This window comes from Microbacterium sp. XT11, from assembly GCF_001513675.1.
Lineage (GTDB): Bacteria > Actinomycetota > Actinomycetes > Actinomycetales > Microbacteriaceae > Microbacterium.
Genome location: NZ_CP013859.1, coordinates 3,028,506 through 3,042,725 on the forward strand (window position 1 = coordinate 3,028,506; position 14,220 = coordinate 3,042,725).

General features: G+C 69.8%; 13 protein-coding genes. 5 read left to right on the forward strand and 8 right to left on the reverse strand.

What is annotated here, in order from left to right:
* The first annotated feature begins 9 nt into the window (after nt 1-9).
* Nucleotides 10-1,407 carry a dihydrolipoyl dehydrogenase gene (gene lpdA, locus AB663_RS14390; protein WP_067200650.1) on the forward strand — a complete coding sequence of 466 codons (1,398 nt, stop codon included), beginning with the start codon at nt 10-12 and terminating at the stop codon, nt 1,405-1,407.
* A gap of 71 nt (nt 1,408-1,478) precedes the next feature.
* On the opposite strand, the gene AB663_RS14395 is transcribed toward lpdA, so the two are convergent.
* The 6 genes from AB663_RS14395 to AB663_RS14420 form a co-directional block, all read right to left on the reverse strand.
* Entirely contained in the window at nt 1,479-2,603 is a 1,125-nt protein-coding gene (locus AB663_RS14395; protein ID WP_067200654.1) for an FAD-dependent oxidoreductase, read from the reverse strand.
* The gene (locus AB663_RS14400; protein ID WP_067200658.1) at nt 2,590-3,312 is read right to left on the reverse strand and encodes a methyltransferase domain-containing protein; all 723 of its coding nucleotides are present in this window, start codon (nt 3,310-3,312) and stop codon (nt 2,590-2,592) included. Before AB663_RS14400 ends, AB663_RS14395 begins: the two co-directional genes overlap by 14 nt.
* On the reverse strand, nt 3,302-4,468 hold the full coding sequence (locus tag AB663_RS14405; protein ID WP_232304561.1) for a type III polyketide synthase: 1,167 nt from the start codon (nt 4,466-4,468) through the stop codon (nt 3,302-3,304). Before AB663_RS14405 ends, AB663_RS14400 begins: the two co-directional genes overlap by 11 nt.
* Before the next feature lie 199 nt (nt 4,469-4,667).
* Entirely contained in the window at nt 4,668-5,300 is a 633-nt protein-coding gene (locus AB663_RS14410) for a CYTH domain-containing protein (RefSeq protein WP_067200661.1), read from the reverse strand.
* Nucleotides 5,293-5,505 carry a response regulator gene (locus AB663_RS14415; protein WP_067200664.1) on the reverse strand — a complete coding sequence of 71 codons (213 nt, stop codon included), beginning with the start codon at nt 5,503-5,505 and terminating at the stop codon, nt 5,293-5,295. Before AB663_RS14415 ends, AB663_RS14410 begins: the two co-directional genes overlap by 8 nt.
* Nucleotides 5,506-5,543: 38 nt before the next feature.
* Nucleotides 5,544-6,014 carry a prepilin peptidase gene (locus tag AB663_RS14420; RefSeq protein ID WP_067200667.1) on the reverse strand — a complete coding sequence of 157 codons (471 nt, stop codon included), beginning with the start codon at nt 6,012-6,014 and terminating at the stop codon, nt 5,544-5,546.
* Nucleotides 6,015-6,169: 155 nt separating this feature from the next.
* Between AB663_RS14420 and AB663_RS14425 the strand changes: the two genes are divergently transcribed.
* The 3 genes from AB663_RS14425 to AB663_RS14435 are packed head-to-tail and all read left to right on the forward strand — an operon-like array spanning nt 6,170 to nt 11,960.
* Complete coding sequence (locus AB663_RS14425; RefSeq protein WP_067200670.1) at nt 6,170-6,967, forward strand: hypothetical protein; 798 nt, start codon at nt 6,170-6,172, stop codon at nt 6,965-6,967.
* Entirely contained in the window at nt 6,964-8,502 is a 1,539-nt protein-coding gene (locus tag AB663_RS14430) for a DNA polymerase Y family protein (RefSeq protein WP_067200673.1), read from the forward strand. The genes AB663_RS14425 and AB663_RS14430 overlap by 4 nt, the downstream gene beginning before the upstream one ends.
* A complete protein-coding gene (locus AB663_RS14435; protein WP_067200675.1) occupies nt 8,502-11,960 on the forward strand; it encodes an error-prone DNA polymerase in 3,459 nt (1,152 codons plus the stop codon). The genes AB663_RS14430 and AB663_RS14435 overlap by 1 nt, the downstream gene beginning before the upstream one ends.
* A 14-nt stretch (nt 11,961-11,974) precedes the next feature.
* On the opposite strand, the gene AB663_RS14440 is transcribed toward AB663_RS14435, so the two are convergent.
* Together AB663_RS14440 and AB663_RS14445 are read right to left on the reverse strand one after the other, a co-directional pair.
* Nucleotides 11,975-12,358 (reverse strand): hypothetical protein, encoded by a 384-nt coding sequence (locus tag AB663_RS14440; RefSeq protein ID WP_067200680.1) that lies wholly within the window; start codon nt 12,356-12,358, stop codon nt 11,975-11,977.
* 649 nt (nt 12,359-13,007) lie between these two features.
* Complete coding sequence (locus AB663_RS14445; RefSeq protein ID WP_067200683.1) at nt 13,008-13,211, reverse strand: hypothetical protein; 204 nt, start codon at nt 13,209-13,211, stop codon at nt 13,008-13,010.
* Nucleotides 13,212-13,286: 75 nt separating this feature from the next.
* Between AB663_RS14445 and AB663_RS14450 the strand changes: the two genes are divergently transcribed.
* Complete coding sequence (locus AB663_RS14450; RefSeq protein WP_067200687.1) at nt 13,287-14,165, forward strand: DUF72 domain-containing protein; 879 nt, start codon at nt 13,287-13,289, stop codon at nt 14,163-14,165.
* Nucleotides 14,166-14,220 lie beyond the last annotated feature (55 nt).

Consider the following 14,220-nt stretch of genomic DNA (forward strand, 5'->3'; position numbering starts at 1 on the left):
GCTGAAGGCATGCCACACTACGATGTCGTCGTCCTCGGTGCAGGTCCTGGCGGTTACGTCGCCGCCGTTCGCAGCGCGCAGCTGGGCCTGTCCACCGCCATCATCGAGGAGAAGTACTGGGGCGGTGTGTGCCTCAACGTGGGGTGCATCCCCTCCAAGGCGCTCCTGAAGAACGCGGAGCTCGCGCACACCCTCACGCACAAGGCCGACTTCTTCGGCATCTCGGGCGACTTCACTCTCGATTTCGGCAAGGCGTTCGACCGCAGCCGCGAGGTCGCCGCAGGCCGCGTCAAGGGCATCCACTTCCTGATGAAGAAGAACAAGGTCACCGAGTACGACGGCCGCGGCACCTTCACCGGCCCGAAGACCATCACGGTCGCCAAGTCCGACGGCACGACCGAGGAGGTCACCTTCGACAACGTCATCATCGCCACCGGCTCCACCGTGCGCCTCCTGCCCGGCGTGACGCTGAGCAAGAACGTCGTGACCTACGAGGAGCAGATCCTCACCCGCGACCTCCCCGAGTCGATCGTCATCGTCGGAGCGGGCGCGATCGGCATGGAGTTCGCCTACGTGCTGACGAACTACGGCGTGAAGGTCACGATCATCGAGTTCCTCGACCGCGCTCTCCCCAACGAGGACGCGGACGTCTCGAAGGAGATCGCCAAGCAGTACAAGAACTACGGCGTCGACATCCTCACCTCGACCAAGGTCGAGACCGTCGTCGACAACGGGTCGAACGTCACGGTCACCTACACCGCGAAGGACGGCCAGCAGGGCTCGATCACCGCCGACAAGGTGCTCATGTCCATCGGCTTCGCCCCGAACGTCACCGGCTACGGCCTGGAGAACACGGGCGTGAAGCTCACGGAGCGCGGTGCGATCGAGATCGACGACTACATGCGCACGAACGTCGACGGCATCTACGCGATCGGCGACGTCACCGCCAAGCTGCAGCTCGCGCACGTCGCGGAGGCGCAGGGCGTGGTCGCGGCCGAGACCATCGGCGGCGCGGAGACGATGGCGCTCGGCGACTACCGCATGATGCCGCGAGCGACCTTCTGCTCGCCGCAGGTGGCGTCGTTCGGGCTCACCGAGCAGCAGGCCAAGGACGAGGGCCGCGAGATCAAGGTCGCGACCTTCCCGTTCATGGCCAACGGCAAGGCCCACGGCCTCGGCGAGCCCGTCGGGTTCGTCAAGCTCATCGCGGATGCCGAGCACCTCGAGCTCATCGGCGCGCACATGATCGGCCCGGATGTGTCGGAGCTCCTCCCCGAGCTGACGCTGGCTCAGAAGTGGGACCTCACGGCGCTCGAGCTCGCGCGCAACGTGCACACCCACCCGACGCTGTCCGAGGCCCTGCAGGAGGGCTTCCACGGACTCGCGGGACACATGATCAACTTCTGATCGCACCGCCTCGGGGCCCGGTCGCGCGTGGCGCGGCCGTGCCCCGTCGCGTCTGCCGATCGCGAACGCGGTCACACGCTGCGCATGGTGAGGAGACCCGTCGTCCATGCCCGCAGCGGAGGCGAGCCGAGGGCGCGCATCAACGCCTCCCGCGCCTGCAGCTGCACGCCGGATGCCGGTGTCCCCATGGCCATGTAGAACGTCGAGCGACCGTGGGCCGCTCGCGCGGCGCGGCGCGTCAGCCGCTCGTACCGGCGGAGATCCATCCGTCCGCGGTCGAAGCTCACCCGGATGCCGTCCGCGAGTCGAACCGCACCGACCCAGCCGAGGTTCATCCCCTGACCGCCGATCGGGCTCACCTCGTGCGCGGCGTCGCCGACGAGGACGACGCGTCCACGGACCAGCCGTTGCGCCGCATGCTGCCGCGCACGGAACGACACCGGGACCGCATCAGCCGGAACCGGTGCTGCGATGCCTGTCCTCCGCCGTATCTCCTCACGGAAGGCGACGGCCTCTGCGAGCTCCCCGCCCCGGTTCTCGCGCACGACCCATCGCCGGATCCCCCCTGGCAGGGGGAAGGACTCGACCAGCCCCAGCGGCTCGCAGTGCAGCACCGCACGCTCCGTCGGGGCGTGGTCTGCGACGTCGACCATGGCATAGCATCCGTCACCCGGACGCGGGCGCCATCCGGCGGGGAAGAGCGCATCCCGGAGGGCGCTGTGCACGCCGTCGGCGATGACGGCCAGTCGCGCCGTCATCTCCCGCAAGCCGTGGTCTCCGTCGACCGAGACGCGGACGAAGTCCTGTTCATCGCGTATCGACCGCACGACATGCCCTGCGCGGAGGGCCCCCGTCGCCACGCGCTCGAGGCGCTCCCGCAGCAGCGCGTCTGTACACGCCTGCGGCAGCACGAGCACCGGCCGATCAGCAGGGAAATCCAGTGCCGCGAGGGTGCGCCCGCGGCTGCGGACCTCGCCGCCTGACAGCGCGAGGGCGTCACGGCGGACAACGGCCCCGAGGCCTGCCGCGTCAAGAGCGTCGAGACCGGGAGGATGGATGCCGATGGCTCGGCTGCGCCCCTCGACCTCGGCACGCCGCTCGCACACGAGGACGTCGATCTCGGACTGCGCGAGAAGACAGGCCAGGAGCAGGCCCACAGGGCCCGCGCCGACGATCACGACGTCATGGTCGGTCATCGCCGGGCTCCCACCTCAGCTCCAGACGAGCAGGCATCCTCGTCGCCACGTGCCAGCCGGGCGGGACGGCGGCTCTCAGCTCCTCCGCGGTGTACGAACGGCGGATGCTGGTCAGCCCGTCGGCGCGGATGAACGAGCCGGCGAAGAGGTTCCCGGCGAACGGCAGGGTCGCCGCGGCGAACAGCGCGTACGCGGCGCGGCTCCGCGCGATGTCACGGTGCGCGACCAGGCCACCCGGGGCGACGAGCGCGCTGCTGTCGCGAAGCAGCGTGCGCAGCTCTTCGGCGGTCAGATGATGGAGCAGATGGTTCGAGAGGACGAGGTCGAAGCTGCGCCCCTCGGAGACGAGATCCCCGCTGAACGCGACACGATAGGTGACGCCGGCTCCCGCACCGTTGCGTCGCGCCCAGGTCATGGCTCGTTCATCGGGGTCGAGCGCCGTGAGTTCGGCGGCGATCCCGTCCCGGCGCAGGCGACGGGCGAGGAAGCGGCAGAGGTCTCCGCCGCCGGCGCCGATGTCGAGGATCCGCAGCGGCCTCGTGCCCGCCCGCGGCCTCACATCACGCCGGTAGAGCGAAACGGGGGCGGATACGACCCTGTTGACCACGCCGAACCGGCGGTAGGTCTGCTCCAGCATCCGCAGGTCGGCGTCGGGTGCATCCATGAGCTCGCGGGCGCCGGTATCCCTGACGGTGAGATCAGGGTGCATCGTCGATGGGAGCGACGACCGTCATGAGCGCGCTCTCCGCCGTCAGCCCCGGCCCGAAGGCCATCGCCGCGACGCGTTCCCCGTCGCGCGCCCCCTCCTGTTCGAGGATGCGCTGGAGCACGAAAAGCACCGTCGCGCTCGACATGTTCCCCCTGGTGCGCAAGATCTCCCGCGCGGGTCGCAGTTGGCGGTCGTCGAGGCGGAGCCGCTCCTGCACCCGGTCGAGGATGCTGCGTCCGCCGGGGTGGATGGCCCAGTGCGCCACGCGCTCGCCGACTCTGCCCTCATCGAACGCCGAGACGAGATCCTGCTCGCGTGCGTAGAGCGGTCGCAGCGCGCCGATGATGGTCTCGCCGATGATCTGAGGGACAGCGGTCGAAAGGATCATCTCGAAACCGCTGTCGCCGATGGTCCACGCCATGTCCTTCTCGCCATCCGGGGCGATCGCCGTGTGGAAGCCGTCGAGCTGCAGACCCGCCACCGGCGTGGGAAGGTCCCTCGCGGTGACGATGCCCGCCGCCGCCCCATCGGCGAACAGCGACGACGCCACGATCGTGTCCGGATCCTCAGAAGAGCGCAGGTGCAGCGTGCAGAGCTCCACGCTCACCACGAGGACCACGGCGTCGGGGTCGGCGAGGCAGAACTGCCGGGCCGCCCGCAACGCAGGCATCGAGGCGTAACAGCCCATGAAACCGAGGTGATACCGCTGCACGCCGTCACCCATCCTGAGCGCACGCACGATCTCGTACTCCGGGCCTGGAGCGTGGAATCCCGTGCAGGACACCGTGATGACGTGGGTGACATCGGCGGCGACGAGATCCGGGTCGGCATCGAGGGAGCGTCGCGCCACCTCGACGAAGAGCCTCTTCGCCTCCCGTGTATAGACGTCGTTGCGCACCCGCGTCCCCGGTGCGAGCAGCTCGCGCGAGTCGCGGTCGAAGAACACCGGGTCGTCGGCGATGCGGTCGAGCGAGAGCTCGTCGATGACCGTGTGGCGGGTGTCGATTCCGGAGCCGTTGAACGAGGCGGCGACGATGCGCTGCGCAAGCCGGCCGATGCCGGGCTGGCCCGCGAACACGTCGCGGACCTCGTCTTGATGGAGCACGGTCTCCGGAACCATCGTCTCGAGGGAGCGGAGCACGGGAGTCGGCGTCATGCGGCCACTCAAGCACGCGGTACGACGCGACGGAAGGGGGTTGCGCTCGCGTGATCCGGAACCCGCTCTCCCCGGTTCGGCCGCATCCGAGCGCTCAGTCTCGACCGCGGCCCTCGAGCCGAGCGTCTGCGCGGGCGTGAACACGGGCGCATGCGCGGCGGCGCGGGCTGATCACGCGGGTGGACGTGTGGGTGCCTGCTCAGAAACCCAGCGCACGCGCCAGCTTCGAGCCGGATGCCGCTTCCCGTCCTCCCGCCGCGAAGATTGCGCGCTCCGCTGCGGCGAACAGGACCTCGCGTGCGGCGGGGTCGGACGGAGCGGCCGGTCCGAGCTCGAACTCCCACTCCCGCCATTCACGTCGCACGTCCTGCCGGAGGTCGGTCGCGCGGACGTGGTCGTCGACGAACTCCGCCACGACGCCGTCTGCTCCGGAGAGGTGATAGGCGGTGCGGTGGTTCTCGATGCGGGCGAGCGGGGACAGCTCGGCGCTCGTCCACCGGGCGAGCACGGCGGACACCGGTTCGGGGACGGTGTCGTCGTCTCCGAGAGGCCAACCGATCTCGAGCCGCCCGTCCCCGTCGCGCGGGCCTTTGATGTGCCACCCGGCGTCGGGTCCGCCCGTGCGCCGGCGCAGTGCGACCCCGGCGCGGGACAACGCGGCATCCGCTGTGTCGAGATAACGCGCGTCCAGCTCTCGGACCTCACCTTCGGAGACCGTCGTGACACCGGGAAGACCATGCCAGTCCGGCAGTGGCGTGTTCTCATCGACGTCGTACTTGCGCTCGACTTCGACGGTGCGCGAGGGCTCCGAGCCGGTGGGAGCCTCAGTCATCGGCCGGGTTGAGGTCTTCCAGCGCCTCGTCGTACCAGTAGTCGATCTCGGTGGGACCGTCGCCCTCCCCCGTGTTCTGCGCCTCGCCGCGGCGGTGGTACACCACCTGCGTCTCGCTGTACGGGACGATCAGCTTGTCGTCGACGTCGCCGAGGGGGATGATCTGCCCGTCGAGCGGGCCTCCGTGGAGTCGTGCGAGTGCCATGTGCTCACCCTAACGCCGACCGACGACATCGCGGAGGATCAGCCTGCGGCGATGCCGATCACCGCGCCCATGATCATCCACGGCCCGAAGGCGATGCGCGTCTCACCGTCGGCCCGGCGCAGCGCAAGGAGGACCAGGGCGTAGAGCGCTGCGAGCACGAAGGCCGACGCGGCTCCGATCGCGAGCTCCTGCCATCCGTGCCACGCGAGCACGAAGCCCAGGAGCGCCGCGAGCTTGACGTCTCCGCCGCCCAGGCCCGCTCTGCTCACGATGCGCAGGAGCGTGAAGAAGCCCCCGAGGACCAGCAGCCCTGCGAGGGCGCGCAGCAACGCCGCCGCACTTCCGGTCAGGGCGGCGTCGGTCGCTGCCGCAACGAGGACGGCGGCAAGCGTCGGCAGAACGATGCGGTTGGGCAGCCGGTGGGTGCGCGCATCGATGATGAGGAGCCATGTGCCGATCGCCAGCAGGACGAGGTGCGCGAGCACGACGAGGAGGGCGCGGATGTCCATGCGGGAAGGCTAGGAGATCTGCGGGAGCCGTGTGTTCGGCCTGTGGATAAGCGCGCTGCCGTAGGCCCGCTCCGCGGCGCGAGGCGATGTCCGACGTTCGAACTATCGTCATCACGTCACTTGCTTTATTCGTACATATCTTCGAGGATGGATGCATGGGGATCGGGCTCGATGCGGTTGCGACGCTCTCTCCGACAGGCGATGTCCGCGCCGGAGAGGTCCTCCGGCTGCGCCGCGAGATCAGCCGCATGCAACGTCGCCGCAGCGACCAGCCGTTGCTCCCCCTCGCTCCGGCGCTCTCCGGCATCCTTCCCGATGAGGGGCTGCTGACGGGCGCCGCGTACTCCGTATCCCCTTCGCCGAGTCTGGTGCTCGCGCTGCTCAGCGCCGCATCGCAGAGAGGGCACTGGTGTGCGGTGGTGGGCATGCCCACGCTCGGGATCGAGGCGGCCTCCGCGTTCGGCATCGACCTGTCCCGGCTGATCCTCGTGCCCGAACCAGGCGAGCGCTGGTTGGCTGTGACCTCCGCGCTGGCCGAGGTGGTTCCCCTGATCGCCGTGCATCCGGCGTCGCGCATGCGCGATGCCGACGTCTCGCGGCTCAACGCCCGGCTTCGCGACCGAGGCAGCACGCTGCTCGTCGCCGAGTCGCCCTCCGCAGGGGCATGGCCGCAGAGCGAGGGCACCATCCGCCTGCACGATCCGCACTGGCACGGTCTCGGCGAAGGGTGGGGACTGCTCTCCGACTGCACGGCGACCGTGACAGCCCAGACCAGGCGCAGCCCACGGGCGTCGAGCGTGCTCGTGCGCCTGCCCGGCCCCAGCGGCACGATCGAGGCCGTGATGCCCGAGCTCACGGCGCTTCCCCTGCGGCGGCCCGAGCCCGCTCCGCCGCGCCCGTGGACGCCTGCAGCCGATGAGCGAGCGGCGAACGACTGGGCGGTGGCCGGATGACCCCTCCGCTCCGCGTCCTCGTGCTGTGGTTCCCCGACTGGCCGCTGCGCGCAGCCCTCGGTGCCCCTCCTCCCCACCCGCCCACCGCACTGGTGCACGCGAACGCCGTGGTGGCCTGCACGGCGTCGGCGAGAGAGCACGGCGTGCGCACCGGCCAGAGACGCCGGGTCGCCCAGGGGCAGCTGCCCTCGCTGCAGATCCTCCCCCACGACCCGAGCAGAGACGAGCGCGCCTTCCTCCCCGTGCTCCGCCTCATCGAGAAGCACGCACCGGGAACCTCTCTGCTGCGTCCTGGCCTGGCGGTGATGCGGGCGCGCGGAATCTCCCGCTATCACGGCGGCGAGGCCGAGGCGGCACGGGCGCTCCTCGGCGTCCTCCGCGAGGCCGGCTTCCCCGAGACCCGCATCGGCATCGCCGACGGACCCTTCACCGCAGAACTCGCCGCCAGAGGCCCAGAGCCGTGCACCGTCGTCCCGGCGGGCCGTGCCCGCGCGTTCCTGGCCCCGCTCCCCGTGTCCGTGCTCCGCGACGAGCAGCTGACCGGCCTCCTGACCCGCCTCGGCGTGCACACCCTCGGCGACTTCGCCGCGCTCGGCGAGATCGAGGTCCGTGATCGTTTCGGCGAGCGCGGCGCACGCCTGCATGCGCTCGCCGCCGGCGCCGACTCCCGCCCGCTGACCCCCCACGCTCCCGACCCCGAGCTCGCACGCGCGGTGGAGTTCGAGCCGGCCCTGTCCGGCGCCGATCAGGTGGCCTTCGCGGTGAGGCAGACGGCGGATGCCGTGCTCCTCGCCCTGGGCGATGCCTCGGTCGTGTGCACCGAGGTGCGCATCGACCTCACCGATGACAACGGCACGGTCTACTCACGCACCTGGCTGCACCCGACCTGCTTCGACGCCGTCGACCTCGTCGACCGGGTGCGTTGGCAGCTCGAGGCGCTGGCGGGCGAATCGGCGAAGGCGCCCGTCGACGAAGCGCGCGCGTTCGGGGGGATCGTCGCGGTGCGCATCGTGCCGACCGCGGTCGACGATGCCGCGCATCACCAGCCGGGACTGTTCGGCTCAGGCACAGATGAGCGCCTTCACCACGCCGTCTCCCGGGTGCAGACGATGCTCGGCCACGAGGGGGTGGTCACGGCGGCCGTCTCCGGCGGACGCTGGCTCGCCGATCGACAGGTCCTCACTCCCTGGGGAGAGCGCACGGTTCCGCCACGCGATCCCGAGCGCCCGTGGCCGGGGAGCCTTCCCGACCCGGTGCCTGCGGAGGTGTTCCGTCCGCCGCGCCCGATCGGCGTGCAGGGTGCGGACGGGGCCCCGGTGGGGATCGACGAGCGTGGCGCGCTCTCTTCTCCGCCGGCGCACATCGACGGCGCGGCGGTGCGAGCCTGGGCCGGTCCGTGGCCCGTGCACGAGCGGCTCTGGGATCGCGCCGAGGGGCGCGTGGGGCATCGTCTGCAGATCGTCGACGACCGCGATAGGGCATGGCTGGTGTTCCGAGCCGGCTCCCGCTGGTGGGCAGAGGGCAGGTACCGCTGATGGGCTGGAACAACCCGCCTCTGTCGTGGTCGGAGCTGGAACGAACCCTGAGCGGCAGGAAGCCCGTCGAGCGGCCGCCCTCCGCCGAGCCGGGAGAACGCCGCGACGCCGGCCCCACGAGCAGACGGCGGCAGTCTCCTCCGCCACTGGAGGTGGTCCGTCCAGAGGATCCCGTCCCCTACGCCGAACTGCATGCGCACTCGACGTACTCGTTCCTCGACGGCGCTTCCTCTCCCGTCGAGCTCCTCGTCGAGGCCGAGCGCCTGGGTCTCACGGCACTCGCCCTGACCGACCATGACGGGTTCTACGGCGCGGCCCGGTTCGCCGAGATGGCCGAGACCTTGAAAGTGCAGGTGCAGACGGTCTTCGGCGCCGAGCTGTCGCTCGGCCTCGACGCACCGCAGCAGGGCGCGGCCGATCCCGCCGGAGAGCATCTGCTCGTGCTCGCGAGGGGTCTGGAAGGGTATCACCGCCTCTCCGGGGCGATCACGGCAGCGCAGCTGCGCGGCGGCGAGAAAGGACGTCCGGTCTACGATCTCGACGATCTGAGCGCCAGGGCCGGTGGATGCTGGACCATCCTCACGGGATGCCGCAAGGGAGCCGTGCGACGCGGGCTGGAAGCGGGCGACCCCGTGACCCCGCTGCGGCGGCTCATCGATCTGTTCGGGCGCGATCACGTCGCCGTCGAGCTCTTCGACCACGGCGATCCGCTCGACACCCGCCGGAACGACGCCCTCTTCGAGGCAGCCCAGGCGCTGCGACTGCCGGTCGTGGCGACGAACAACGTGCACTACGCCGTCCCCGAGCAGGCGCGTCTCGCCGAGGCCGTCGCCGCCGTGCGGGCCGTGCGCAGCATGGATGAGCTCGACGGATGGCTCCCCGTGCACGACGGTGCCCACCTGCGCAGCGGCGCTGAGATGACGAAGAGGTTCCGACGCTATCCCGGCGCCATCGAGCGCGGTCTGGAGCTGGCTGCGGCATCAGCCTTCCCGCTGCGACGAGCTCGGCCTGCGCTGCCGACGCAGAAGGTCCCCGAAGGCCATACGCCCATGAGCTGGCTGCGCACTCTGGTGTGGCAGGCTGTGCCCGAGAAGTACCCGCGTCTCGACGACAGAGGACGCCGCAGGATCGAGCACGAGCTGAACGTGATCGAGTCGAAGGACTTCCCGGGGTACTTCCTCATCGTGCACGACATCGTCACGGAGGCGCGGAGACGGAAGATCCTGTGCCAGGGACGCGGATCGGCAGCGGCGAGCGCCGTCTGCTACCTGCTCGGGATCACCGCCGTCGATCCCATCCTGTACGGCCTTCCCTTCGAGAGGTTCCTCGCGAGCACGCGCGAGGAGGAGCCTGACATCGACGTGGACTTCGACTCCGGGCGCCGGGAGGAGATCATCCAGTGGGTGTACGAGAAGTACGACCGGGATCGCGCAGCCCAGGTCGCGAACGTGATTCAGTACCGGCCGAAGAACGCCGTGCGCGACATGGCGAGGGCGTTGGGCTACTCCCCCGGCCAGCAGGACGCGTGGTCTCGGCAGGTCGACGGCTGGGGTGCCGAGATCATGGTCGACGGCGAGGACGACCTGCCCGACACGGTGCGCGAGTATGCGAATCGCCTGCTGAAGGCTCCACGGCACCTCGGCATCCACTCGGGTGGGATGGTGCTCACCGAGCGTCCCGTCGGAGAGGTCGTACCCATCGAGCATGCGCGCATGGAGGACCGCACGGTCATCCAGTGGGACAAGGACGATGCCGCATGGATGGGACTGGTGAAGTTCGATCTGCTGGGGCTGGGAATGCTCTCGGCTCTTCAGGTCTGCTTCGACCTCATCCGGGAGAGCACCGGAGAGTCCTGGACGCTGGAGACCATCCCCAAGGAGGAGCCCGCCGTCTACGACATGCTGTGCCGCGCCGATTCCATCGGGGTCTTCCAGGTGGAGTCCCGTGCGCAGATGGGCCTGCTCCCCCGCCTGCAGCCCCGCTGCTTCTACGACCTCGCGATCCAGATCGCCCTCATCCGTCCCGGTCCCATCCAGGGCGGGGCGGTTCATCCGTTCGTCCGGCTCAAGATGCAGAAGGACCGCATCGATGCCGAGAACGAGCGGCGCAGCGAAACGGGAGAGCCTCCGCTCGAGATGCCCATCCCCTATCCGCATCCGCGGTTGAAGCCCGTGCTGGAGCGCACCCTCGGGGTTCCGATCTTCCAGGAGCAGCTCATCCAGATGGCGACGACGATCGGCGACTGCACTGCCGACGAGGCGGACACGCTGCGTCGGGCGATGGGGTCGAAGCGCGGCCTGGAGAAGATCGAGACCATCCGCCGACAGCTCTACGAGGGCATGGCGAGGCACGGGCTCTCCGCCGAGCAGTCCGACCGGATCTATGCGCAGATCCAGGCGTTCTCGAATTTCGGTTTCGCGGAGTCCCATTCCCTGTCGTTCGCCCTGCTCGTCTATGCCAGCTCGTGGCTGAAGCTGCACTACCCCGCGGCCTTCCTCGCCGGTCTGCTGCGTTCTCAGCCCATGGGCTTCTACTCCGCCTCGACCCTGACCGCCGACGCCCGCCGGCACGGCGTCACCGTGCTCCGACCGGATCTGCATGCCTCAGCGGCGGTCGACACCCTCGAACCGCTCGGCGAGGAGCGTGCGGCCACGGGAATGCGGAGCTGCCTTCTGCAGGTCGATCCTCCGCCGAAGACGCGGTTCGATCGTGACGCGCCCGACGAGTCGGCGGCGCATCGTCGTGACGGAGCCTATGCGGTGCGGCTGGGGCTCGCGGGAGTGCGCGGCATCGGCGAGGCGCTCGCCGAACGCATCGTGACCGAGCGTGAGGAGCGCGGGCCGTTCCGCGACCTCAACGACCTCGTGCGTCGCACCGATGCGACCGCCGCGCACCTCGAGTCCCTCGCCACGGCCGGCGCCTTCGAATGCCTGGGGCTGAGCAGGCGAGAGGCGATCTGGCTCGCGGGAGCGGCTGCTGAGGACCGCGCGCGCTTCCTGCCGGGGACGACGGTGGCCGTGCAGCCTCCGCTGTTCCCGGATCAGTCGGGTTACGAGCGGCTTGCCGCTGATCTCTGGGCGACCGGGGTGTCCACCGACGACCACCCGATGACCCATTTCCGCTCGCAACTGCATGAGCGCGGCGTGATCACGTCCGACCGCCTGCGCACCCATGAGACCGGAAGGAGGGTCGAGGTCGCCGGCCTGGTCACCCACCGTCAGCGCCCGGAGACCGCGGCCGGGGTGACATTCCTCAATCTCGAAGACGAGCATGGCCTGATCAACGTGATCTGCTCGACCGGAGTGTGGACGCGCTATCGTCGAGCGGCCCGCACGTCGCCGGCGCTGATCGTCCGAGGCATCCTGGAGCGCTCGGCGGAGGGCGTCGTCAACATCCTCGCCGATGCCTTCGAAGACCTCCGCACCGGCCTCTCCCATCAGTCACGGGACTTCCGATGACCCGGCTCGGCCGCTTACCAGATGCGCTGCGGAGGTTCCTCGGGCGAACGGTCGGTTCCGCCCCACCGGTCGGCCTCGGCCTTCGCCGCTTCCACCGCGGCATCAGCACCGAGCAACGCCGCCTTCGCTCCTGTCGCCGGCTGCTGCTCAGGCGCCACCGTCAGCACCGTGTGCGCACCGTGTCCGCCGATCGTCACCGTGCATTCCAGCACACGCCCGAGCCAGCGCGCGGCATCCGTCTGCGCGTCCTCGGCCCGGCGGTAGCGGATCCCGGTGTCCAGGTCGACGACAGCCATCACGACCGGAGCCCTGGTCTCCGGATCCGTCACCTCGATGACCTCGACGCGGTGCCCCTGGGCGATCGCGAGCTGCGCGTTGAGCGCGAGCTTCCTGTCCATGCACCCACTCTACGAATCAGCAGGGCAAAGGCAACGATCACCTCGGAACGGACACGGGCTCCACGGCCCGCCGGAACGGTGGAAAAAAGATTCGTAGATTTCTTTGTCCCCCAAATGGCGGACAAGGTGGTTAAGCGATATTCTGATGTGCGTAGCGGGGGCTACAGGCTGGTGACTGGGGATCAGCCGTCGAGCGCAGCGAGATCTTCGCCGCCTCCCCTACCGTCCGGGACGGACGGTGAGCCCTCTCGAGCGATTCGGCTGGGGCGGATGACTCGGGAGGGCAACCAGTCGCGTGTGCGGGACACCACACCATCGCCGCATCTAGCGGCCCGCGCTCGACACGTCAACCCCGCTGGGTCTGGCCGATCGCCGCCGTACCGTCGAGGTACGGCCGCCCCCGCGTCGCGGAGGAAGCAAGAACGCGCCTGCACGGCGAGGTGAAGCGAGCACGGAGGTGAAGCGCGCACGCGCACGCGCGACCGATCGCAGGCGGACGGCGGCGCGGCGCAGGAGTGACCGCGGTGCGGCGCAGGAGCGAAGGAGGGCGCGTCATGCGAGACACCACCGACGTGGGCCCGTCCCCTCGCTCCCGTTCATTGGTCGCCGGAGCACCGCGGTCCTGGCACGCCCGGAGGTGCCGAGCGCGTCATTCCCAGGGATCTTCATCGTCCAGCGGGACCTCTTCGCGCTGGTCGGCGACGTCCGCGACGTCGGCCTCCCGCGCATCCGTCAGCGGTGCGGAGGAGACGGCGTATTCGGGATCGTCCGGCTCGTCGACGTCGGGGCGGTCCTGCTCGAGCAGATCAGCCGTGGGCTTGTCCTCATCGATCCGGTCGCGTGCGTCGGACATGGCTCTCTCCTTCCGGTTGCGGTGTGCTTCCAGCCTCTCCGCGCAACCGTGTCGTGGCAAGGGGCTTGACCCGTCATGACGAGTGCGGCGAAGGCGATAGGCACGGTGCGCGTCGGCGTCTCGGGGTGGCGATACCCGCGCTGGCGCGGCGACTTCTACCCCCGCGGGCTCGCGCAACGACGCGAGCTGGAGTACATCGGCACGCACTTCTCCACCGTCGAGCTGAACGGATCGTTCTACTCTCTCCAGCGTCCGGAGAGCTACCGCCGGTGGCGCGCGAGCGTGCCGGACGACTTCGTGTTCGCGGTGAAGGGGTCACGATACGTGACCCACATGCTGCGGCTGCGCGGAGTCGAGCAGGCGCTCGCGAACTTCTTCGCATCGGGCGTCCTGGCTCTCGGCTCGCAACTGGGTCCGCTGCTGTGGCAACTCCCGGAGAGGGAGAAGTTCGACGCCGACGTGCTGGATGCCTTCCTTAGTACCCTGCCGTCCACGGCAGGAGAGGCGCTTGAGCTCGCGAGACGGCACGATGCTCGGCTGGATGGACGGTCGTGGCTGGAGATCGAGGGCGACGCACCGCTGCGGCATGCCCTCGAGCCACGGTCGTCGACATTCGCGGACCCTGCGAGCCTGCGTCTGCTGCAGCAGCACCGGGCAGGCCTCGTCGTCGCCGACACCGCGGGGACGTGGCCGCGGTTCGATGCTCTGACCGCGGACTTCGTGTACATCCGGCTGCACGGAGCCACAACGCTGTATCACAGCGGGTACACCTCAGCCGAACTCGGTGACTGGGCGTCGCTCATCACAGCATGGGCCGATGGCAGCGGCGCCGGTGACGGGAAGCCCCGTGACGTCTATGCCTACTTCGACAACGACGCCCGGGGGTACGCTCCGCATGACGCCCTCGCGCTGTCGGCACTGGTCGAGTCCTTCTCGCCCGGCCGGACCGGCTGACCTCGCCCTGCCCGACCCGCCTGACCTCGCCCCGCCCGACCGGCTGCCCTTCGCC